The 22188-nt window shown below is 59.6% G+C and carries 21 protein-coding genes and 1 riboswitch; of the genes, 9 read left to right on the forward strand and 12 right to left on the reverse strand.

Annotation, left to right across the window (positions count from 1 at the left end):
* The first annotated feature begins 197 nt into the window (after window positions 1-197).
* The 5 genes from Q4D83_RS03670 (at window position 198) to Q4D83_RS03690 (ending at window position 3899) form a co-directional block, all read left to right on the forward strand.
* A complete protein-coding gene (locus tag Q4D83_RS03670) occupies window positions 198-515 on the forward strand; it encodes a hypothetical protein (protein ID WP_303173089.1) in 318 nt (105 codons plus the stop codon).
* Window positions 469-1422, forward strand: coding sequence for a zeta toxin family protein (locus tag Q4D83_RS03675; protein ID WP_303173091.1), 954 nt, complete (start codon window positions 469-471; stop codon window positions 1420-1422). The genes Q4D83_RS03670 and Q4D83_RS03675 overlap by 47 nt, the downstream gene beginning before the upstream one ends.
* A 60-nt stretch (window positions 1423-1482) precedes the next feature.
* Window positions 1483-1806: a putative quinol monooxygenase gene (locus Q4D83_RS03680; RefSeq protein ID WP_303173093.1), complete on the forward strand. Its 324-nt coding sequence runs from the start codon at window positions 1483-1485 to the stop codon at window positions 1804-1806.
* 27 nt (window positions 1807-1833) lie between these two features.
* A complete protein-coding gene (ppk2, locus tag Q4D83_RS03685) occupies window positions 1834-2745 on the forward strand; it encodes a polyphosphate kinase 2 (protein WP_303173095.1) in 912 nt (303 codons plus the stop codon).
* A 101-nt stretch (window positions 2746-2846) separates the two neighbouring features.
* Window positions 2847-3899, forward strand: coding sequence for an enoyl-CoA hydratase/isomerase family protein (locus Q4D83_RS03690; RefSeq protein ID WP_303173096.1), 1053 nt, complete (start codon window positions 2847-2849; stop codon window positions 3897-3899).
* Here Q4D83_RS03690 and Q4D83_RS03695 read toward each other — a convergent pair.
* From Q4D83_RS03695 to Q4D83_RS03710, 4 genes are all read right to left on the reverse strand, one after another.
* Entirely contained in the window at window positions 3896-4636 is a 741-nt protein-coding gene (locus tag Q4D83_RS03695; RefSeq protein ID WP_303173097.1) for a nicotinamide riboside transporter PnuC, read from the reverse strand. The two genes, Q4D83_RS03690 and Q4D83_RS03695, sit on opposite strands and share 4 nt — an antisense overlap.
* Before the next feature lie 97 nt (window positions 4637-4733).
* Window positions 4734-4903, reverse strand: a riboswitch (FMN riboswitch).
* 8 nt (window positions 4904-4911) lie between these two features.
* Window positions 4912-6132 carry a DUF6882 domain-containing protein gene (locus tag Q4D83_RS03700; protein ID WP_303173098.1) on the reverse strand — a complete coding sequence of 407 codons (1221 nt, stop codon included), beginning with the start codon at window positions 6130-6132 and terminating at the stop codon, window positions 4912-4914.
* 552 nt (window positions 6133-6684) lie between these two features.
* Window positions 6685-7377 carry a DUF4253 domain-containing protein gene (locus Q4D83_RS03705; protein ID WP_303173099.1) on the reverse strand — a complete coding sequence of 231 codons (693 nt, stop codon included), beginning with the start codon at window positions 7375-7377 and terminating at the stop codon, window positions 6685-6687.
* Entirely contained in the window at window positions 7320-7547 is a 228-nt protein-coding gene (locus Q4D83_RS03710) for a hypothetical protein (RefSeq protein WP_303173100.1), read from the reverse strand. The genes Q4D83_RS03705 and Q4D83_RS03710 overlap by 58 nt, the downstream gene beginning before the upstream one ends.
* On the opposite strand from Q4D83_RS03710, the gene Q4D83_RS03715 reads away from it, so the two are divergent.
* Window positions 7546-8430: an alpha/beta fold hydrolase gene (locus Q4D83_RS03715; protein WP_303173102.1), complete on the forward strand. Its 885-nt coding sequence runs from the start codon at window positions 7546-7548 to the stop codon at window positions 8428-8430. The two genes, Q4D83_RS03710 and Q4D83_RS03715, sit on opposite strands and share 2 nt — an antisense overlap.
* Here the strand turns inward: Q4D83_RS03715 and Q4D83_RS03720 are convergent.
* A complete protein-coding gene (locus tag Q4D83_RS03720) occupies window positions 8427-10061 on the reverse strand; it encodes a peptide chain release factor 3 (protein WP_303173104.1) in 1635 nt (544 codons plus the stop codon). The two genes, Q4D83_RS03715 and Q4D83_RS03720, sit on opposite strands and share 4 nt — an antisense overlap.
* A 105-nt stretch (window positions 10062-10166) precedes the next feature.
* On the opposite strand from Q4D83_RS03720, the gene Q4D83_RS03725 reads away from it, so the two are divergent.
* A complete protein-coding gene (locus Q4D83_RS03725) occupies window positions 10167-11174 on the forward strand; it encodes a nitronate monooxygenase (protein WP_303173105.1) in 1008 nt (335 codons plus the stop codon).
* A gap of 179 nt (window positions 11175-11353) precedes the next feature.
* Window positions 11354-12796, forward strand: a complete 1443-nt coding sequence (locus Q4D83_RS03730; protein ID WP_303173107.1) for a glyceraldehyde-3-phosphate dehydrogenase — start codon at window positions 11354-11356, stop codon at window positions 12794-12796.
* Between the two features lie 25 nt (window positions 12797-12821).
* Here Q4D83_RS03730 and Q4D83_RS03735 read toward each other — a convergent pair whose 3' ends face one another.
* The 7 genes from Q4D83_RS03735 to Q4D83_RS03765 all read right to left on the reverse strand — a co-directional run bounded on the left by Q4D83_RS03735 (window position 12822) and on the right by Q4D83_RS03765 (window position 19864).
* Entirely contained in the window at window positions 12822-14294 is a 1473-nt protein-coding gene (locus Q4D83_RS03735; RefSeq protein ID WP_303173108.1) for a serine hydrolase, read from the reverse strand.
* A gap of 51 nt (window positions 14295-14345) precedes the next feature.
* The gene (locus tag Q4D83_RS03740; RefSeq protein WP_303173109.1) at window positions 14346-15104 is read right to left on the reverse strand and encodes a cyclase family protein; all 759 of its coding nucleotides are present in this window, start codon (window positions 15102-15104) and stop codon (window positions 14346-14348) included.
* A gap of 308 nt (window positions 15105-15412) precedes the next feature.
* Entirely contained in the window at window positions 15413-16015 is a 603-nt protein-coding gene (gene pth, locus Q4D83_RS03745) for an aminoacyl-tRNA hydrolase (protein WP_303173111.1), read from the reverse strand.
* 147 nt (window positions 16016-16162) lie between these two features.
* Window positions 16163-16771, reverse strand: coding sequence for a 50S ribosomal protein L25/general stress protein Ctc (locus tag Q4D83_RS03750; RefSeq protein ID WP_303173113.1), 609 nt, complete (start codon window positions 16769-16771; stop codon window positions 16163-16165).
* Window positions 16772-16979: 208 nt separating this feature from the next.
* Window positions 16980-17957, reverse strand: coding sequence for a ribose-phosphate diphosphokinase (locus Q4D83_RS03755; RefSeq protein WP_303173115.1), 978 nt, complete (start codon window positions 17955-17957; stop codon window positions 16980-16982).
* A 12-nt stretch (window positions 17958-17969) separates the two neighbouring features.
* The gene (gene glmU / locus Q4D83_RS03760; RefSeq protein ID WP_303173117.1) at window positions 17970-19442 is read right to left on the reverse strand and encodes a bifunctional UDP-N-acetylglucosamine diphosphorylase/glucosamine-1-phosphate N-acetyltransferase GlmU; all 1473 of its coding nucleotides are present in this window, start codon (window positions 19440-19442) and stop codon (window positions 17970-17972) included.
* 83 nt (window positions 19443-19525) lie between these two features.
* Window positions 19526-19864: a DUF5713 family protein gene (locus Q4D83_RS03765; RefSeq protein WP_303173119.1), complete on the reverse strand. Its 339-nt coding sequence runs from the start codon at window positions 19862-19864 to the stop codon at window positions 19526-19528.
* 290 nt (window positions 19865-20154) lie between these two features.
* Between Q4D83_RS03765 and Q4D83_RS03770 the strand changes: the two genes are divergently transcribed.
* Window positions 20155-22182 (forward strand): cation-translocating P-type ATPase, encoded by a 2028-nt coding sequence (locus Q4D83_RS03770; RefSeq protein ID WP_303173120.1) that lies wholly within the window; start codon window positions 20155-20157, stop codon window positions 22180-22182.
* Window positions 22183-22188: the final 6 nt, after the last annotated feature.

Below are 22188 nucleotides of genomic sequence, written 5' to 3' on the forward strand. Positions count from 1 at the left end.
GTGCCTGCACACACGCAAACGAGCTGTGTGCAATATAAGTGGCGGTGTGTGGATGGTGATGGAGCTGTGTGCCGTCTGTGAACGCCGCCATGGGTCCGTGAGCGGGGTGGAAACCGGTGTCGGGGCGCGGTACTATGCCGGAGATAGTGCAAGCAGTAGTTGTTCAACGTTAACCTCAAGCTACGGGGAGGAATAGTATGCCCCAAACATTGCAGAAGACTTGCCCAAGTGAGGCGTTAGATGCCCTTGAGTTGGTGTCGCCGGGGATCGACGCCTACGCTGCCTACGACGCGATGCACGACGCGCTTGCAACGCTCAAAGCGGCGTATTTGCGGAGGCTCCTGCACGCTGCAAGCCCAAGCGCGCAGCAACACTGCCAGGCGCGGCTCGAGCACCTTGAGCGGGTGCAACGCGGCGTGGACTTGGCGGACGTAGAGGGGTTGATTGCCGTGGCGCGTCGAGCAAACGATGAACTCACGTCGATCGGGGGATTGGGCGGTGGCGAAGCCCGCTAGCGACCTCACCGCGGCGGATTTCCCCGTAAGTGAGGCGGATATGGCCCACATCGGGGAAACGCTCATTCGATACTTTGTGCACAATCAACCTCGGGTGTCGCATCCTAGCGTCGTGTTTATCGGCGGGCAACCGGGGTCTGGAAAAAGTATGCTCGTAGAGCATTATCGGCGCGCGCTCGGTGGGGCCGTGGTGGTGGACTCCGACGTTGTGCGGCAGTTGCACCCCGCGATTCTCGACATCGCGGAAGCCGCGCCGCTGCGTTTCGACGTCCTCACGAATGGTCCGGTGGGTGACTGGTGCAACCGCATCATCGAGAGTGCGCGCCACCGGCGCTGCAACGTCATTATTGAAAATACATTCGCTAACCCGGCGACCGTGCTGGGGGAGGCACAACGCTTCGCCGAGGCCGGCTACATGGTGGGGTTTCTGTGCCTTGCGGTACCGTCCAGCGTGTCCCGCCTTGGCATTGTCAACCGCTTCCGGCAGGCGGCGCGAGTCGGCGGAAGCATGCCGCGGTGGACCACCGAAACCTCCCACAGTGCGGCGCTGACGGGGCTGAACGCTTCCGTGCAGCAATTTGTGGGCGCGCAACTTGGCGGGGTGGTGGTGACCGACCGTAACCTCGCCCACCGCCACCGAATCACACAGGCATGCGACGTGGCGGACACGCTCCAAGAGGTGCGTGACGCATTTTTTGCCGAGCTGCAATCCGTGCAGCAATGGCAGGAAAGCTACGGTGCGTGCGTAACGTTTTTGCTGGACCGTGGCTTGGTGACCAATTACACCGCCCGCTTGCTGTATAACCTTGCGTGGGATGCGGAGGCGCTCCGACCGCTTGGGCTGCATCTGCCGGGTTGTCACACTGAGTTTCGACACCGCGTGAGCCAAGCCCTCCGCGAATCCTGAGCGCACCGGGCGGGTGGGCAGCCGCTGGTGCGTCGCCGGAACTTGGGTAGGCTGTGACCCATGATTCTGATTAACGTGAAATTTCATGTCCGGCCCGAGTACGTGGAATCGTTCCGCTCCCAGGTCGCCGAATTTACGGAAGCCACCCGCGCGGAGCCCGGCTGCCTGTTCTTTGAGTGGTACCGTTCCACCGACGAAGACGACGTGTTTGTGTTGGTGGAGGGCTTCCAGGATGATGCCGCGGAGGCGCACGTGAGCTCCGAGCATTTCCAGCAGGCCTGCATTGACATGCCGAAGCTGTTGGTGGAAACCCCGACGATTATTAATACGCTGATCCCCGGCAAGGTGGAGTGGGATCGTATGGCGGAATTCCGCGTCGAGTGAGTTGGCAAGAATAGTAGGCTTGGACCCATGAGTAACAAGGACTCTCATAAGCTGCCGAAGCTTTCGAAGACTGCGTACGAAGCCGAGCTTAAGCGCTTGCAAGCGGAGCTGGTGGAAATGCAGCAGTGGGTAGTGGAGACCGGTGCCCGCATTGTCATCGTGATGGAGGGCCGCGACGCGGCGGGCAAAGGATCCGCAATCAAACGGATCACCCAATACCTCAATCCGCGCACCTGCCGTATCGAGGCGTTGCCGGCGCCAACATCCCGGGAACGTGGGCAGTGGTATTTTCAGCGTTACGTGGAGAAACTCCCCACAGCTGGTGAGATCGTGATTTTTGATCGCTCCTGGTACAACCGTGCCGGTGTGGAACGCGTGATGGGCTTTTGCACTTCGCAGGAATACCGGCGATTTTTGCACCAGGCGCCGATCTTTGAGCGGTTACTCGTAGAAGACGGCATTCTACTGCGCAAATACTGGTTCTCCGTGTCCGACGAGGAGCAGGTGCGGCGGTTTCATTCCCGTCTTGAGGATCCATTGCGGCGGTGGAAACTTTCTCCCATGGACTTGCAGTCCATCACCCGGTGGGAGGACTACTCCCGCGCCAAGGATGAAATGTTTATCCACACGGATATTCCGTCGTCGCCGTGGTACACGGTGGAATCCGAGGATAAGAAACGCTCTCGGGTGAACGTGATCAGCCACCTGCTGTCCACGATTCCGTATGAGAAAATCGACCGTCCGTTGCCCGAGATTCCGCAGCGGCCGAAGTCCACGCATGACTATGAACGCCCGCCGCGTTCGGATTTCCGCTACGTGCCGGATGTGGCAGAGCATTTGGTGAAGCCTTCTGAGCGGGACAAGGCGAAAGCGAAGTCGAAGTCCAAAGATAAGTCGAAAGATAAATCGAACAAGGACAAGAAAACCAAAAAGAAGTAACGCTTCAGTTGTGGAGTTAGCCCGCCCGCAAGGGGGTAGCCGAACGTAGATGTGAGGTATACCCGCTAGCGGGCTTCGGTGTGTTGTGGGACACTGGGCCCATGAGTAATCGACCAACTGACAACGTTGTCAATGCGTTTGTTCGAAATTCCACCGGCATGTTGGAGCTGAACCGACCGCGGGCTTTGAACTCACTGGACCGCGAAATGGTGGATATCATTACCGTGGCCCTCGACCGGTGGATCGATGATGAATCGGTTCACCGCGTGATCGTGTATTCCGCCAGTGACCGCGCGTTTTGTGCCGGCGGGGATGTGCGCATTGTTCGGGAGGAAGCCGCGAGCGGCAATCACGATTCGGGCGATCAGTTTTTTAACGCCGAATACGAAATGAACAATGACATCGCAAACTTTCCGAAGCCCTACGTTGCGGTGATTGACGGCGTGGCAATGGGCGGCGGGCTGGGCGTATCCCTCCATGGCTCTCACCGCGTGGTCACGGAGCGCGCGTTTGCCGCCATGCCGGAAATGGTCATCGGGTTCATTCCCGATGTGGGCATTAGCTGGATGATGCAACGCATGGTCACGGCCCTCGGGCGGCCGAGCCCGGCGTTAGCAACCTTCCTCGGGGTGACCGGTTGGAGGCTCAGCCCAGCGGACATGATATGGTCCGGCATGGCCACCGATTACATTGAAAGCTCCGATGTGCAGGACTTTATTGATATGGCGGTGGCGGAATCCCTCGATGAGGCGTTGGAACGCTACACCACCGAAGTCGACGGTGAATCCGAACTCGCGGGCTATATTGAGGAAATTGAAGCCTGTTTCGGATTCAAAACTTGGGACGAAATCGACCGCGCGCTTCATGTGTGTGAGAATAAAGAATTCGTTGCCAAGGTGCGGGAACTTATGAAAGACGCCAACCCCACATCCGTGGTTGCCGCCGTAGAATTGTTTGCCGCGAACCTTCACGCCCCCACGGTGCGCAAAGGGCTCGACAATGAATTTGTGGTGGGTAACGTACTGCGCCGCGACCCCAACTTTGCGGAAGGGGTGCGGGCGGTACTCGTCGATAAAACCCGCGACGCCGCATTTCACCCCGCAACCTATGCGGAGGTTGACGCGACGTACTTTAGGGAATTACTGGGCGGTTAACCCACTGCGGTGGGTTGGTGGGACGCGGCGTCGACACGCGGTTGTTGGCGCTGCACCCGCAGCCACACCGTAAAGCCCCACACCACAAATGCGCCGTAGATGAGATACAGCATTGCGGAAGGGTAGTAGCCAGCCGAAAGCAGAAGCGGAACACCGACGATATCGACGCCGATCCACACCAGCCAAAACTCCGTCCAGCCGCGGGCCATACCATAGGTGGCGAGGATGGAACCGGTGAAAATCCAGGCGTCTGCAAGCGGGCCCCACGAACCAAGCGCCGCAAACAACCACGCGCACAACGCTGTGCACGCAACCGCAAACAACACCATGCCAATACGCTCCCGGGTGGTTGCCCAACGCGGCTGCACCGCAGCCAAATCCTCCTGCGGCTCGCTAATAATCGAGCGCGACGGATCCGTATCCGACGGTTCCCGAACGCCCCGACGCTGAGCGGCGGCCCACGTCACCCAGCCATAGCAGCTCACAATCAAAAACATGACCTGGCGGCCGGCTTGGCCATACAAATCCAAATTCTGGGGAGTGTGGAATACCCCGCCGAGGAACACCGTAAACAGCAATAAGTTGCCGATGATGCCAACTGGCCATGCCCACACCACGCGCCGCATGCCCCCAACGGCAGACGCCAAGCCGAACAAATTTCCGATGATTTCGCGCCATAGGATCGGCACCCCGCCGATCAGCAATGTGGCGTCAAGTAATTGGGTGAAAGGATTCACTGGGGAATCTCCTTGAAGAGGAAGAAACGGACAGAAGAATCCTCGGGGCTGCAAACTAGCTGGACATACGCGCGACAAACATGACGCAGGCACGGCCAGCAGTTCTCTTTCATCCGGACTGTGACCGTCGGCTGTGGAATCTCACCACAATCTGCTAGACCCACCACGGCAAACCGCAGGTGGCGCTCGCGGGCTCGCCACCTCATTCGACATGAACGAAGCGACATTACCGCCGGTGGGGAATTTCACCCCGCCCTGAGAACGTGCTCCCCAGTCTAGTACCGGCTCCACTCCACGTCAGCATCGGGGGTGTGGAAAATAACTTTGAAATCATTCGTGGTGTGATGCAAACCCCGCGCCGAAGCGTACGCCGTGGCACACCGAGTGCGATCCAACACCGGATCAATCTTGGTGCGCAACACCCCCTCAATGCTTGCCTTCGTCGGCGGCGGTAACTCCAGGGGCGGCGCCGACACCAAGATCATTGCCCACTTGTTCGGACCGTAGGGCACCACGATGTGCACCCATGACCCGAGAATCGGTTTGCACACCTCCGGCAGGTTCAACTGCCATGCCGTAGTGATAGGCAGCCGCGGCTGCACTAATGCGGGAATACCATGCCGCGCGCCAAAATCCCGCAGCCGCTGGCTGGCCGGATTATTCCCGCTGATCGGGTCCGCCCACGCCCACGTCCACTCCGACTCCGTCATCACAGCAATCGGGATTGCCTGCACCATCAATGTGGTGTCATTCGCGGCCCGCAGGATTGCGGAATTGCCGTCAGGCTTCAACTCTCCTTGGCATTCCGGGAAAAGCGAATGCGCCCGGAGCTGGTTTTCCGCAGACAAAAAGATAGCGTCGGCGCGGATATCATCAATGCTGATTTCCGAGACCACATCAATCAGCAACCCGTCGCGCAGCACCATCTTTACGCCCGCAATCTCCGCGTCCCATTCCGTAATGGAAATGGGTAGCCCGCGCATCGCAGCAAATCCAACCAGGGCGCGTCGGACATCCTGATCGGGTGTCAGCATGGGAATAGCGGCACGGATACTCTGTTGGGCTTCCGGAACCGGTAGCTCGCCCAACAGGATCAAAATATCGGTGGAATGATCCGCCCTTGGAGCCCGCACCAGCGGCGCATTATTGTGAAGGGTGCGTGCAGCCCGCTCCACCAACAATGAGTCTGGCTGCGCGCTAGTAAACTCCGGAATACCGAATTCTTCGCCGAACTCCTCGGCCTCCGGATCCAGCCACATCCACGTGCCATCTCGCACCGTAGCGATCTGCTTGGCGGGCAAAATAAGCTCCGGGCCGGTACCAAAATAGCGGACCCGGTGAGTGGCCTCCGGTACCCCAGTCGCGGCGCCGTCAGCATCGAAGTCGGCGCTTCGCCGCTGCCCAAGCATCTGCATAAAAGCGTGATCCATGCCCGCCTGGGCAATGAGACCATCTTGGGCTACTTCTGTGATGTTCGTTGGATTTGAATGCTGCACAGTTATCCATACTACTCGGAAACATAATGAATATGGCGCAACTTACCGGTGTTAATTCTTCGCGTTGGCTCACCCTATCCCCAGCTCACAATGCGATACGCTCTGCGCGAGCGCCGGAAAATATGCCAATTTTCTAATCCGAACGCACAAACACCATTCCTTTGCTGCCGGTGTCATGTGGGCATAGAAACACCCGTATTATGGCCACTACCTTGAGTTTTCGTGCGGTAAGCGGAGGTTGAGCGGATTCTTAGGCCGCAATTTACTTGCGCTTTTAGTGGCAAGATCATCGGAGGCGAGTGAGCGTGCCCAACGTTTACATTTGCCTGCGCGCTTAATTTGCAGCGATATTACACAGCGATGCTTGTTGCAATCCCAAGGATGGCGGAGTGTCTGCATTCATCTCGCAGACGAGATTGCGTAAATGGAAGTTTCTGTCGTTGGTTTTGTTGTGTGTGATTTGACGGTTACCGTAGCCAACGAAAGTACGCGGAAATACATTGTTTCGTGCGCGCGAGATTGGGGCGTGCCATGGTTGGGATCTGGCTGGGATTAGTCCCACCAGAAGTACCAGGTATCGGAGTCTTCGATGAGCCCTTGGAGCAGTTCCATCCCATCGCTGCCAGGGGCGAGTGCCTCCGCGCTCGGGTTGATGATCCCAGGGCACACCAGTGCGATTTCTTCGGCGAGTTCGCGCACTTGCGCCGGGGTTTGCGGCGGTGAGGTTACTAAAAGTTCAAGGTTGTCGTGGCCAATGGTCATGAGAATTGCTCCGTAGCGGTCTTCCCAGCTGCGCAAGCATCCGGCGATATCGTTGCCGGTCAGGCCGCCGGAACCTAACCAGCCGAGGGCGGCGGGTACGTCCGCTGGGCGTTGCGTGGGTACCAACACCAGTGCCGTGGGCGGGGCTAGTCCGGGACACAACAATACCTCGTGGACGTGGGCATCGGGTCTGGCCCGAAAGCGACCCGCGAATGGTGGCGGCGTCGGCGCCAGCGGGCCAAGGAGAAATTCTCTGCTTAGCCAGGGGCGTTCCACATCGTTGGTCAGTATTGGCCACAGGCCGGTGGTATGAAAATCCTGGAGGAACTTTGGGTAGAGTTCCGCCAGGTTGCCTTCCGTAATAAGCGCGGCGATAGGCGTGCCGCAGCCGGCGGTAACGATGGTGTGCGGTAACCCCCAGGTTGTTAAAAGGCCCAGGTTGCCGGGGTGTTTTGCGTGGATTGTGGTGCGCGCGTCGAACATGCCCCAAAAATAGCAAAACGCTGAGTTTTCGGGCCATGGTGCGGCCAGTCGGCGCAGGCTGCGGCGAGCTCGCAGTGCGCATGTGTGCTGTCGCTGACCATGCCGATGCTGGTGGCGCGGGCGGCGAGCATAGGTAGGCTGGTGGCAAATTCGATAGTAGGAGGACCCATGGAGACAATCCACATCCCTAACGGCGAGGTGCAACTCTGCGTGTACCGGTGGCCCGTCGAGCAGCCGCGTGGCGTGGTGCGCATTGCGCACGGCATGGTGGAGCACGGGCGCAGGTACCAGTCGCTAGCCGCGTACCTCAACAGCCGTGGGTACGCCGTGTACGCCCACGACCATCGCGGGCATGGCAATACCTCGGGGGTGCCGCGCGGCTATTTCGCAGACGAGAACGGTTGGGCGGCGGTGCTCGACGATATTGCTGTGGTGGGCCAGCAGGCGGCCGGAGATTACCCAGGTGTGCCGCAGTTTTTGGTGGGGCATTCCATGGGCAGCTTCCTTACGCGCGAATACGTTTTTCACCACGGGGAAGAGCTGCGGGGTGCAGCGATCATAGGTACTGGTACGTGGTCTGGGCTCGCCGGCCAGGTGGGCCTGAACTTGGCTAATTTGTTGAGTTTGAAGTCCCCGAAAGAACCCGGCAAGCTTTTGCAAACGTTGATGTTTACCGGCTTTAACAAGGGGTTTGAGGGGCGCACTGATTTCGATTGGTTGAGTCGCGATACCGCCGAGGTTGACGCGTACATGGCGGATCCAGATTGCGGTTATACCGCGACGAACCGGTTTTTCGCAGATTTCATCGCCGGCGTGAAAAACACTGAGCACATGTTCGATCTTCCGCACGCTGTGCCGCTGTACATTGCGTCGGGGGAGTTGGACCCCGTGGGCGGCATGAACGCTGTGAACGAAGTCGCCGCCGCGTATCGACGTCGCGGGCTCGACGTAGTCACCCACATTTACCCTGGTGCCCGGCACGAAATCTTTAACGAAACCAACCGCGATGAGGTATTCGAAGACTTGGGGCGGTGGTTGGACAGTAGGCTCTAGTCCGCTACCAGCGGCTCCAGTTCGAACTCGGGGTGTTCCTTTTCGATGAATTGGAGGCGCCACTTGTCTCCGAACAGCGCGATAAGTTCGCCATCGGTGCGGGTGAAAATTTCCACGCCGCGCTGTTTTGCCAGTTCGGCAGCGGTGGCGCTGGTGGTGCGACGCGCCACGGAATACGGCACCGGTTCGCTTATAGTTTCGACGTTGTATTCGTTTTCCATGCGGGCCATCATGACCTCAAACTGCATGGGGCCGACGGCGGCCATGACGGGTGCGGCGTCGCCACGGGCGTCGTTTTTCAGTATTTGTACGACGCCTTCCGCCGCGAGCTGTTCCAGCGCCTTGCGGAATTGCTTGTATTTGCCCAGGCTTTTCGCGCGCAGTGTGCGGAAATGCTCTGGGGCGAATTGCGGCATCGGTGCATACTGGATTTTTTTGCCCGCGTAGATGGTGTCGCCGGGCGCCAGCGAACCCGCGTTGACGAGGCCTACGATGTCGCCGGGGTAGGCGGTTTCCACCGTGGAGCGTGTGCGGCCGAACACCGTCAGCGCGTATTTTGTGGAGAACGTACGTCCGGATTGGGCGTGGGTGACCTGCATGCCACGGTCGAATTCCCCCGACACGATGCGCATAAAGGCCAGCGAATCGCGATGGTTTTTGTCCATGCCGGCCTGCACTTTAAACACCACGCCCGAAAACTCGTCCGCCGGGGTGCGTACTGAATCAATGGCGCTTGTCGACGCCGCGACCACCGCAGCATCACCTTCACGTGCGGCGGGCGCCGGGGCAAGGGCGCACAGGGTGTCCAAAATCTGGTGCACACCAAAATTCAGCATCGCGGAGGCGAAAATCAGCGGCGAGGTGGTGCATTCCAAAAACAGGTCCTGATCGTGTAATGCGCCATCGGCGGCCAAAAGTTCCGCCTCCTCTACGGCGGTTTCCCAAGCGCCATCCTCCTTGGTGAGCGCCTCATCGGGGGTGTAGTGCTCTTCCGGGGCGATGGTGGAACCGCCAGCGGTGCGGATGAAATGGATGTACTCGGCTGCCTCGCCGTTGGCGTCCAGTCGGGCCAAGCCGCGGAAATCCCCGGCCTCACCGACCGGCCAAAACAGCGGGGTGGGCTGCAACCCAATTTCCTGCACGATCTCGTCCACAAGTTCTAACGGTGCTTTGCCGGGGCGGTCCCACTTATTGACCACCGTGATAATCGGCAACCCACGCGCCTTACACACCCGAAAGAGCTTCAGCGTCTGCGGCTCCAAACCTTTCGCGCCGTCGATAAGCATGACGGCGGCGTCCACGGCAGTGAGCACGCGGTAGGTATCCTCCGAAAAGTCCGCGTGGCCGGGGGTATCCACCAAGTTAATCATGAACGGTTCGCCCGTATGCCCTTCCGGTGCGTACTCGAACTGAAGCGCGGATGATGCGATGGAAATACCGCGGTCCTTTTCCATCTCCATCCAGTCCGACACCGTAGCTTTACGGCCCGCCTTACCGTGCACGGCGCCGGCCTCCGCAATCACGTGCGCATGCAGTGCCAACGCTTCCGTGAGCGTCGACTTACCAGCATCTGGGTGCGCAATCACAGCAAAGGTACGGCGACGATTCGCCTCAGCAGCAAGAGTGGACATCAGCTTCCTTCCATGACAATCCCTCTAACAATAGGCGACGAGGCTGCGCGGGCACGAACGCGGTACCGGCGATGCCTATGTGCGATTTTTTGGTATACACGTGGAATGAGCGTCGTCGATGGGCTGGATGTTCCACTAATTGTTGCGCCGATGGCTGGTGGGCCTTCGACCCCAGCGCTGGTGAACGCGGTTGCGGCTGCGGGCGGGTTTGGTTTCCTCGCCGCGGGGTATCTGACCGTGGCGGAGCTGGAGCGGGACATGCGTGCCACGCGCCAGCCCTACGGGGTGAATTTGTTTGCGCCGCAGCCGGCACCTGCGGATCTGCGGGAGGTTTCAGCGTACGCGTCAAGGCTCGCCGATGAGTTCGCGCGCGCTGGGGTGCAGCCAGGAGACTTTCACACAGTTGATTCCACCGATGGTTGGCAGGAGAAGTTCGATCTTGTCTGCCGCGCCATGACACAAGGGTGGGGGCCGGCGGTGCTGTCCACCACGTTTGGGCTGCCGGATGCGGCGGAGATTCGGCGCGCGCATGAGGCGGGCGGGGAGGTGTGGGGCAGTGTAACCACGGCGGCGGAGGCTGCGGAAGCAGTGCGCCGTGGGGTGGACGTCCTAGTGGTGCAGGGGCCCGAGGCGGGCGGGCATCGCGCCACGTTCAACGTTGCGGAAACACCTTCTGATCTGCCGTTACCGGAGTTAATCGCGCAGATGCCAGAGGTGCCATTGGTGGCCGCGGGCGGGATCACGGACTGTGCACCGTTGCGCTTGCCTGGGGTGCGCGCCATCGCGTGCGGGACGGCGTTTCTGCTTGCGGATGAGGCCGGTACCGGCCTCATGCAGCGTGAGTTGCTTCGAAGTGCCCAGGCAACCGCAACGACCCGCGCGTTTTCCGGCCGGGTTGCGCGCGGGGTGGCAACCAACTTTATGGTGGAGCACCCGGACGCCCCCGCCGTGTATCCGCACGTGAATTCGATGATGGGACCGTTGCGGAAGGCGGCGCCGGAGTATGTAGCGGCGTGGGCTGGGACGGGCGTCGAAAGCCTGGTGCAGGCGCCGGCGGCGGTAATCGTGGAGCGGTTGATGCGGGAATGGAAGTCACAACCCACGCAACGCTAATTTACCCCCGGCTGGGTGGGTTCTTTTGGTGTTTATACTGCCGCTTCCGGCGAATGTGGTGGGAATCCTGTCGGGGGTGGGAAACTCCAGCGAAACCAACGTCTGGTGGGTAGCTTTATCTGTGGGCCGTCAATGCGCGGCCCGGAACCACCCATTCTTATACGGAGGAAACCACACCCATGACTACCCCGGTAACCAATGATTGGAACGAGCGGATCGCGCTTGCCGAACAAATGCTCCCGCTGATTGGCAAGCTGCACCGGCACAACAACGTGGTCACCTCCGTGTACGGTCGCTTGCTGGTGAACTGCACCGACATTGATGTGATCAAGTCCCACCGTTACGCCCGCCGCATCACGGACCAAGAACTGCCGCTGTCTAAAACCCTGCCCATCCTGCAGGAATTGGTCCAGATGGAGTTGGGTACGGCATCGATCGACTTGGGGCAGCTTGCCGCGCGCTTCGACGAAGAAGGCGGTGAGCTGCGGGCGTTTTTGGAGCGTGAGCTGGCCTCGGTGATCGGCACGGCGAGCGAAACGAAACGCACGGATGTGGTGCTCTATGGTTTCGGCCGTATCGGACGTTTGCTCGCCCGCATTCTTATCGAACACCAGTCTGTGGATACTGGCTGCCGCCTGCGTGCCGTAGTGGTGCGGAAAAACGGCGACGACGATATTGTGAAACGCGCCTCGCTGCTGCGCCGCGATTCCGTTCACGGCGCGTTCCGCGGCACCATTAGCGTCGACCGCGACAACGACATCATTTGGGCCAATGGCACGCCCATCCAGGTGATTTACTCTTCCGACCCGGCCACCGTGGATTACACCGCATACGGCATCAATGACGCCATCGTGGTAGACAACACCGGCCGTTGGCGGGATCGCGCAGGGCTGGAACAACACCTGAAATCCAAGGGCGTGGCCAGGGTGCTGCTGACCGCACCGGGCAAGGGCGACCTCAAGAACATTGTGTACGGGATCAACCACGGGGTGATTGAGGATAGTGACCAAATCTTAAGCGCAGCCTCGTGCACCACCAATGCCATCACGCCGGTGTTGAAGGCAATCAACGATCGGTGGGGCGTGGAATTTGGGCACGTGGAAACCGTGCACTCCTTCACCAATGACCAGAACCTCATTGACAATTTCCACAAGGGGCAACGCCGCGGCCGAGCGGCCACGCTGAACATGGTGCTCACCGAAACCGGCGCGGCGAAAGCAGTGTCGAAGGCGTTGCCAGAGTTTGAAGGCAAGCTTACGGGCAACGCGATCCGCGTACCCACCCCGGATGTGTCCATGGCGGTGTTGAACCTCACCCTAGAAAAGGAAGTAACACGGGATGAGGTCAACGCTTACCTGCGTGAAGTGTCGCTGAACTCCGTGTTGCGGCAGCAGATCGATTACATCCATTCGCCAGAGGTAGTTTCCACCGACTTCGTGGGCACCACCCGCGCCGGCATTGTCGACGGTTTGGCAACCATTGCCCAAGGCAAGCACCTCGTGCTTTACGTGTGGTATGACAACGAGTTCGGGTACTCCAATCAGGTCATCCGCATCGTGGAGGAAATGGCCGGTGCTCGGCCGACGGTGATTCCGCAGCGCAAAGAACTGGGCGAGCTGTAACCGTGGCCGAGCGGCGTCGGCGCAATTACGTCTCGCGTCGACGCTGCCCTGTGCCCAGCCTTGCCTGCGGCAGAGTCCCGGGTTGGGTCGCCCGCGCCCAAGTGATTTCCCGTAGCACAACCACGCCAGTGAGGACGTGAATTTCCACTAAGATTGCCCAAAACAGGGCGGAAATATCGGGTGCTCCAATGTGGAGTTGATAGCCCTCATAGGAGGTGGCTAAGGGGAGGCCATAATAGACTGCCAGTGCGGCACCGGTGCCCAGCAAGAGTGGAATTGTGGTGCGGCGGAACGCGGCGCGGGCGTCGGCAGGCGGATTGGGGTGGCGCCACTTCAGGCAGCTGCGCACAATTGCCGCGGCTAATGCGGCCGCTATGAGGGCCTCGACGGCGAGTACCACGATGTCGGTGGGGAACATCGACGGGGGATCGACGTGCGCGAAATGGAAGTAGTCATGAATAAACGTGCGAATATTGCTGCGGCGTTGTTGGTCGTACTGGGTGCGTAAGCCGAACTCGTTGGTGAGAATGAGCAAACCGCGATTATCCTCAGGCGTAAACCCGAGGTACGAACTATAACCCCAAGTGCTGCCCGTATGGAAAACAAACTCGATTTCCTTTCCGCGGCGGCGTTGCATGGTTTCGTAATACAACCCCGCCCCGTAGGACAACACATCCGAGACCTTGGTTCGCGGTAGATCGCCGGGGGACAGGTGAGCGCGATGCTGGCGCAACTGCCACGCGGCGTAGGTGGCCAATTGCTCGTTGGAGCCGGCGACAAACGCGGCGCCGATGGCGCTTTCCCAAGGGTCCACCGTCACTGGGATACTGGTGTGAAAGAGCGGTTGGTAGCCGTGGGGGACGCGTTTGCGGAAGGATTTGGTGTCTGCAATCAGTGGGCCCGTGCCGCTAACGGTGCTGACTGTATTGTTGATTGTGGCATCGATGGGGGCGGCGCTAATCTCCTGAATAATCGCCTGTAGTAACGAATAACCAACATTCGAATAGCTGTGCGTGCCAGCGTGGGGTAGTTCGGTGAGCTTGGCGGCCGCGGCCACCACCCCGGCGGTGGAATGCTCACCAGTTTCCAGGTTTGCGGGAAGACCGGAGGTGTGGTGGATCAGGTCCAGCACGGTTGTGCGGTTCTGATCCAATGCGCTGCCCCGAAGCTGCGGGAGGTATGTGCTAATCGGGGCGGACAAGTCAAGGAGGCCGTCGCTGGCGAGTTGCAGGGTGGTGGCTGCGGTCACCGATGCGGAAATGGAGCCCCAGGGGGTGAGGGTGTCTCGGTTGATCTGCGCACCGTCCCCGTCGGTGCCGAAATAGTGTTCGCCGACGATACCCTCGTCTGTGAATTCGATAATTGCGACGCCATGTGCCCCGATACGCTCGTACATGGATTTGTAATCAAGAGCGGCGGCGGGCGGCGCTAGGAGGAACAACAAACCGCCAAGGACTGCAAGTACGCTGGGAAACGTATGCACAAGCCGACGCGCCATACCGAGCAGTGTAATACTCGCCCGGTACACGGGCATCGGGGATTTCCCTGATTAGTGTGGCGGGTGGGAGTCTTCCGGCAGGATAGCAAAGGCGCGTGCTGGGAAACCAGTGCCGGCCTGAGGTTTCGGCCAGGTGGCAACGATGAGGGCTCCCGTGGCAGGCACCTCCCGCAGGTTAGTTAAAAGTTCGATCTGCCACCGGTCGTGCTGCAGCAACAACAGTTCGGTGGGCAGTGCGCCGTCAGAGACGACGAACCCCTGATCCGTGTCGGTGGTTTCGTGCCCGATAGCGGTAATGTTGCGCTGCGTGATCAGCCATTCCACCACTTCAACGTTCCACCCGGGGTAGTGCGCCACGCCGTCCGCGTCTTGGTTGGCCATTGCTGCTGGGTTCGGCCAGCGTTCAGACCAGTCGGTGCGCAATGCCACAAATGCGCCTTCGGGGATTCGTTCGTGGCTGGCTTCCCACGCTTCAATGTCGCCTATCGACGGCGTGAAATCCGCGTCCGCGGCAGCTTCAGCGGAGTAATCCAGCACTACGAGCGGCAAGATCATTTGCTCGACGCCGATATCGTCGAGCGTGCGCGCGCCGGCCACGAAATGCACGGGTGGGTCGACATGGGTGCCCCACTGGCCCACAAAGCTGTACTTCGTGATGGCGAAGCCATGTTGCTCCACAGTGAATAGTGTGGTGCGTTCTTCGTCGGGGAGGAGGTGGAAACGGGGTTGTCCGGCGTGGAATGCGTGGGTGAGATCCACATAGCGGTGTTTGGTGCGGAGGGTGGAGGCGAGGTCCCAAAGATTCGTCATGGCAGACAGCTTAGTCTACATCCTGCAAACTGACTAGTTTTTGCCCGGGTGAGGGTACCTTTAGTGCCGCGATTCGACACGTACAAAAGTGTCAGGTTAGGCTTTGCTCATGAACATGGTGAAGTTGCGGAAACGAGCCGAGCAAGGCGGTAAGAAAAAATGTTGCCGCTCCAAAAAACGCTGCAAAACCTGCCCCGTGGTACTTCACCGACTGCGTAAAAGTGGGGCCTTGAAACTCGACGACAAAGCCTTAGCCAAAGCCCTCAACAAAGCGCGCAAATGGTGACAAGTGTGTGGTGGTATCGAACCTAGCGCGAGTGAATTTCGTTTTGCGCGTACGCCAAACCGCGGCTGACCAGCAATTCGATGCCATCCGCGGCCTGGGCGCAAATCGCACCCAAATCTGCCGCCTCCTGGTGGGAGAACGGGCGCAGTACATAATCCGCAGGGTCTTGGCGGCCCGGCGGGCGACCCACGCCGATGCGCACGCGCACGTAATCGCGTGTACCTAAGGCCGATGACGTTGATTTCAGACCATTGTGCCCGTTTTCGCCGCCACCGAACTTGAGCCGCACCGTCCCGAAATCCAAATCCAACTCGTCGTGGACCACCACGATCCGATCAGCCGGGACGTGAAAAAACTTCGCCAGCGCTTTGATCGGGCCACCGGAAGTATTCATAAAGCTCCGAGGCTTGGCCAGGATCACCTTTGTGTCGCCCCACCGAGTTTCAATCGTGTCCGTGTTCGATTTTTTATGGGTGGAAAACGCAGACGGCATCGGGGTGGTGCGTTCAGCTAGCTCATCAAGCACCATGTGGCCCACATTATGACGAGTAGTTTCGTATCGTGGCCCTGGATTGCCAAGGCCCACCACCAAAAACGGCGAATTCGTTGCATCTGCTTCAGTCACGCAGGATATTGTCCCACAACGCTCTTAGCCCGCCACGGAAAGGGCCCGGTGGGGGATTGCCACGGCGTATCGGGACGCTGTGAAGGCAAAAGACCTCCCCTTGGTCGCGTTAGTGGTGTGCGGCCAAGGGGAGGCGAGGAGAGAGATTTAAGACTCGGAGGCTTCTTCGGTGCCTTCCGCAGTCTCTTCAGATTCTACCGGCTCGTCGGCAGTTTCGGGGTAGACCACGTTGATGAGCAGCAGTTCGGCATCATCGACGAGGGTGACATCTTCGGGCAGCGGGACGTCGGCGGCGGTGATCTGGGAACCGACCTCGAGGCCTTCCACGGACACGGAGATTTCCTCGGGGATGCTGAGCACGTCGGCTTCCACGCGGATGGTGTCGGTGTCTTGGATAACCATGGTGCCGGGGGCGGACTCGCCGGTGTAGACGACCGGAACCTCAACCTCGACCTTTTCGCCACGGTGGATGGCAAGCAAGTCAGCGTGGTCGATCTCGAGGGTGAGGACGTTCTGGTCCACGCTCTTAATCATGGCGAGCTGCTTGGTGCCCTCAATGTCCAAGTTGATCACGGCGTTCAGGCCGTTTCGGCGCACGATAGCGGTGAATTCCAAGCGGTCGACGGTAACGTGCTCGGGGTCGAAGCCCTTGCCGTAGATCACGGCGGGCACGAGGCCGGCGCGGCGCGCGCGGCGGGACGGGCCTTTGCCCAGTTCGGTACGGCGGGTGGCGGAAAGCTTCAGCGCATCAGACATGCGGTGTTCTCCTTTGATCAGTGGTATAAGCAACAAACTTTGGAGTAGCCACAGAAAAACCTGCGGCAGAACTCGATGGTCTTGGTCGAGTCTTCGCAGGTGAAGAAAACAATCGCGTCGATAACGGCCCGTTTGGCCCTCGCCGAGACTTCGAAAATACTAACACAACCCCAAGCGGGGGAGGAAGTTCAGCGAGGGCGTTCAGGCGTTACGCCTGGCCTTCGAACAGGTCAGTGACCGAACCATTGGCGAAGATTTCGTGGATGGTCTTGGCCAATAGCGGCGCAATGGAAAGTACCGTCAGGTTTTCCCAACCCTCGGTGGATTGCGGCAGGGTATTCGTGGTGATCACTTCGCGTGCGCCGCAGCCGGACAGGCGTTCGCGGGCTGGCCCAGAGAACACACCATGGGTGCAGGCGATGATGACGTCGGTTGCGCCGGCATCTCGAAGTACGCCGACGGCGCCGGCGATGGTGCCGCCGGTGTCGATCATGTCATCGAGAAGCACGCAGGTACGTCCGGAAACATCGCCCACGACGCGATTGGCAACGATCTCGTTGGCCACGTCGACGCTGCGGGTCTTGTGCACGAAGGCGAGCGGGGCGTCGCCAAGCGTGTTTGCCCACTTTTCGGCGACTTTGACGCGGCCGGCATCGGGGGAAACCACGCAAATATTGTCCAGTTCGTACTTGGACTTGATGTAGTCGGTGAGGATCGGCATGGCGTGCATGTGGTCCACCGGACCGTCGAAAAAGCCCTGAATCTGATCGGTGTGCAGATCCACGGAAACGATACGGTCTGCGCCAGCCGTGTAGAGCATGTCCGCAACCAGGCGAGCGGAGATTGGCTCACGGCCGCGGTGCTTCTTATCCTGACGGGCGTACGGGTAGAACGGCAAGATCGCGGTGATGCGCTTGGCGGAACCGCGCTTCAAGGCGTCAATCATGAGCAATTGTTCAACCAACCATTTGTTCAATGGCTGGGTGTGCGATTGGAGCACGAATGCATCGCAACCACGTACGGATTCTTCGAAGCGAACGAAGATTTCCCCGTTGGCGAAGTCCCGAGCGGTCATGGGGGTGAGGTCAATACCAAGTTCTTGGGCTACCGCCTCGCCGAGTTCGGGGTGTGCGCGACCCGAAAACAGCATGAGGTTCTTTTGGTTATCAATCCAGTTGGCAGTCATGTTCGGTCTGCTCTAACCTTCCGTGTTCGTTGCCTCCGCTGCACCCAGGGCACGGGCTGCTGCTTCGGCGGCTGGAGTTCCGGGGCGCTTGCGCTGGACCCAGCCTTCAATGTTGCGCTGTTGTCCTCCGGAGACAACGAGCGCTCCGGGGGGAACATCTTCCCTGATTACTGTACCCGCTCCGGAGTATGCACCATCACCGACTGTCACTGGCGCAATAAACATCGTGTCTGAACCAGTTCGAACATGACTGCCAATGGTTGTGTGATGCTTATGAACACCGTCGTAGTTGACGAAAACGGACGATGCGCCGATGTTGGAATGCTCCCCAATCGTTGCATCCCCCACATAGGTGAGGTGGGGGACTTTTGAGCCGTACCCAATCGTGGCATTCTTCGCCTCGACGAAGCCGCCAAGCTTGCCGTGTTCGCCCACAGTTGTGCCTGGGCGGATATAGGTAAACGGGCCAACCTCGGCGTTCTTACCGATCACCGATTCGATTGCGTGGGTGCGGATCACTCGGGCGTGCTCCGCGACCGTGACATCCGTCAAGGTGCTGTCTGGGCCGATCTCGCAATTATCGCCAATTACGGTCGCGCCCTGCAATTGGGTACCGGGGTGAATGGTGACGTCCCTGCCGATACTCACCTGCACGTCAATAAACGTGGACTTCGGGTCCACGATCGTCGCCCCGTTCCGCATGTGCTCCTCGCAGATCCGCCGATTCATTTCGGCGTTGAGCATGGCGAGCTGCACGCGGTCGTTCACGCCGGCGACGAGCGCGGCGTCGTCAAGCTTATGTCCGCGTACGCTGCGGTCGTGGTCGCGCGCGATGCCAACAACGTCCGTGAGGTAAAACTCGCCCTGGGCGTTATCCGTGTCCAATTGTGTCACCGCATGGCGCAACAGCTCCGCGTCGAACGCGTATACGCCGGAGTTAATTTCGGTGATGGCGCGCTCTTGGTCGGTCGCGTCCTTTTCCTCAACGATGCGCAATACCTCGCCGTCGGCGTTACGTACGATGCGCCCATAGCCGGACGGATTTTCGACGCCCGCCGTAAGTACCGTCACTGCGGCGCGCGGCTTCGTATCGTGCTCCGCGAGTAATGCCTCCAAAGTGGACGCATTCAACATGGGAATATCCGAAGTGGTCACCAGCACCGTGCCCGCAAAATCCGCCGGAATCTGCTCTAAACCGCACGCCACCGCATGGCCCGTGCCATGCTGCTCTTCCTGCACCGCAATGCCCACCTTGGTTACTCCCGCGGCGGACAGGTCCTCCGCCTCGATCGCGGGAATCACCTGGTCGCGGCCGTGGCCCACCACCGCGATCAGATGCGCAGGCTGCACCCCAGCCGCGGCGTGCAATGCGTGACCTAACATGGTGCGCCCGACCACGCTATGCAGCATCTTCGGCAGCGCGGACTTCATGCGCGTCCCGGCGCCAGCCGCCAAAATAATTACGGCGGTATCTGAGTTCGACATTCAAGTACTCCAGTTCTTCAGCAACGTTATGGGGGGGGATGTGTGTGCACGCGGAATCCGTAAGGGGGTGTTCCGCCCAGGGGCTACCAGTCGCGTGGGGCAATCAACTCTTCGACGTCAGCGTCGAAACCGTACGCGCGGGCGATAAAATCCATATCCTCGGCGATGTTTTCTCGGGCGACAGTTTCAATTTCACTATCGTTTTCATTGAGTTCAACATCGAGTTCATTGAAACGTTCCGTCGTGTTATGCGTGATTGCATACAACGCTGGCAGAGTTTTCGGCTGCGTTGTTTCAATCGTGGCACAAGTATCCAAAAGTAGCTGCTGACCTTTGCGAACCAGCGGCGCTGGAAAATACGGATCGTCGGCCATCTCCGCTAGGAACGTGTACGACAAGATTGCCTCGTTGGTTATTGCCATAGGCAAAAGGATAGTTGGAAAAACGCCAATAGTTCGGACATTGCCGCCAAGTATTTCCTTAAAATGAAGAAGTATTCATCGGTAGAACCTGAGTTTTAAAATGCGCAAAATGTGATTGCGTGCGACCCGTAAGTACGGTGTGGGTGGTTCGCGCGCAGCTCGGGCCGCACGTTAGGGATGTGCTGGGTGCCGCATTCGGCTGGGGGTAGTCAAGGTAGCTATGGTAATCCTAACGTCGCGTGCGGTGAGGTGGCCTGCGGAGAGCGCCCACCTTGATGAAGGAGAAGACGATGAGCGAGTGTTGCGGTTGTGGCGCAAGCGAACCTGAGGGAGCTACGGCGAGCTCACAGGTGGTTGCGTTGGCTGCGGAGCATACTCCGTGGTGGCGGGACCGTAATCTCGCCTGTGCGATCGCTGCGGGCCTGGGATGGGTCGTCGGACTTATATGCGAATGGTTGGGTGTTGAGGCAATCGCACTGTCCGTGTACGCGCTTGCGCTACTCAGTGGGGCCGTGACGTTTGTTCCTCCCACGTTGCGGAAGCTGGTGCGTCAGCGCGGCAGAAACCGTCTTGGCGTCGGTTTGCTTATGACTATCGCAGCGATCGGATCCGTGTTGCTCGGCCACGTTGGCGAAGCCGCAGCGCTCGCATTTTTGTTCGCAATTTCGGAAACGCTGGAGGACAAGGCTATGCGTCGTGCTCGGCGCGGACTGCATGCCTTGCTGAATCTCATACCGGACACGGCGCGCGTGGTGCGCCATGGCGAGCCGGAGGAAATAGCCGTAGCCGATGTCGTGGTAGGCGATACGTTAGTGATCTTGGCTGGCGAGCGGGTCCCTACCGATGGCGTGGTGGTGGAGGGTGTGTCGTGGGTGGATTCTTCCGCAATGACGGGCGAATCGATACCTGCTGAAATCACGGTGGGTGACGCAGTGCTAGCCGGTGCGGTGAACGGCACTGGAGTGATTAGATTGCGTGCAACAGCGGACGGTACCGATAATTCTCTCACCCAGATTGTCGGCCTGGTGCAGCAGGCGCACGCGGTGAAAGGGCAGCGAGCGCGCCTCGCCGACAGGATCGCTCGGCCGCTTGTGCCGTTGGTGCTGGTGGTAGCGGCGGTGATCGCCATTTACGGTGTGGCTATCGGGCAAGCGGATGTGTGGATCGAACGCGCGTTGGTGGTGCTTGTGGCTGCTTCTCCGTGCGCGCTTGCCATCGCGGTGCCCGTCACTGTAATTTCCGCGATCGGCGCGGCCAGCAAGCTTGGGGTGGTGATTAAAACGGGGGCTGCGTTTGAAGAATTGGGTACGGTTCGCGTGGTGGCTTTTGATAAAACCGGCACCTTGACTCGCAACCGTCCCATTGTTGTGCACGTACATACGTACCCCGGATATTCGGAGGAATACGTTTGTGAAATGGCGGCGGCGTTGGAACGGCAAAGTCAGCATCCGCTTGCCGCTGCGGTGGTTGCTAAGGCGGCGGAAGTGTCTGCCGTAACCGATGTCACCGCAACGGATGTCTCCGAGACTCCTGGGGTTGGAATGCAAGGCACCGTTGGTGCGCACCGAGTTCGGGTGGGCAATGTTGCCTGGCTGGACGTGCCGCAATTCGATCGCGCCGCGCTCGAATCGGATTTTGCTGCACCTCAACCAGAATTTGCTGGGCGCCCGTCGAGCTTGGCCGACGACGCGAAAGCTTTGGCGAATCAAGGGATGAGTGTTATTGCGGTGGAGGTTGACGGTGATCTGGCGGGTTTGCTTGGGATTCGCGACGAGTTGCGCGTGGAGGTTCCGGAAACGGTGGCGCAATTGCGTGGTCAGGGGATCGGGTGTGTGATGATCACAGGGGACCGCGAGGAGACGGCGCGTGTGTTGGCCGAGCAGGCTGGGATTTCACAGGTGTTTGCGGGGCAATTGCCGGCGGATAAGGCACGCCGTGTGGTGGATTTGTGCGCCGTGCAGCCTACCGCCATGGTTGGCGACGGCACCAATGACGCCCCCGCGCTCGCCTACGCCCACGTTGGCATTGCCATGGGTGCATCGTCTTCCGCTGCGGCGATTGCGTCGGCCGATATTGCGTTTATGGGCCATGACCTGCGCCAATTGCCGCGCGTGTTCGGCCATGCTCGGCGCGGGAGAAGGATTATGGTGGCCAATATTTGCCTCGCGCTTGCGGTGGTGATTGGCCTGTTTCCGCTGGCATTGTCTGGGGTGTTGGGGTTGGCGGCGGTGGTGTTTATCCACGAGGTTGCCGAGGTGATCATTATTGCGAATGGGATGCGTGCGGCGATTATCGCGGGGTCCGCGACTGAAGCTTAACGGGGC

The organism is Corynebacterium sp., from assembly GCF_030532715.1.
Classification (GTDB): domain Bacteria; phylum Actinomycetota; class Actinomycetes; order Mycobacteriales; family Mycobacteriaceae; genus Corynebacterium.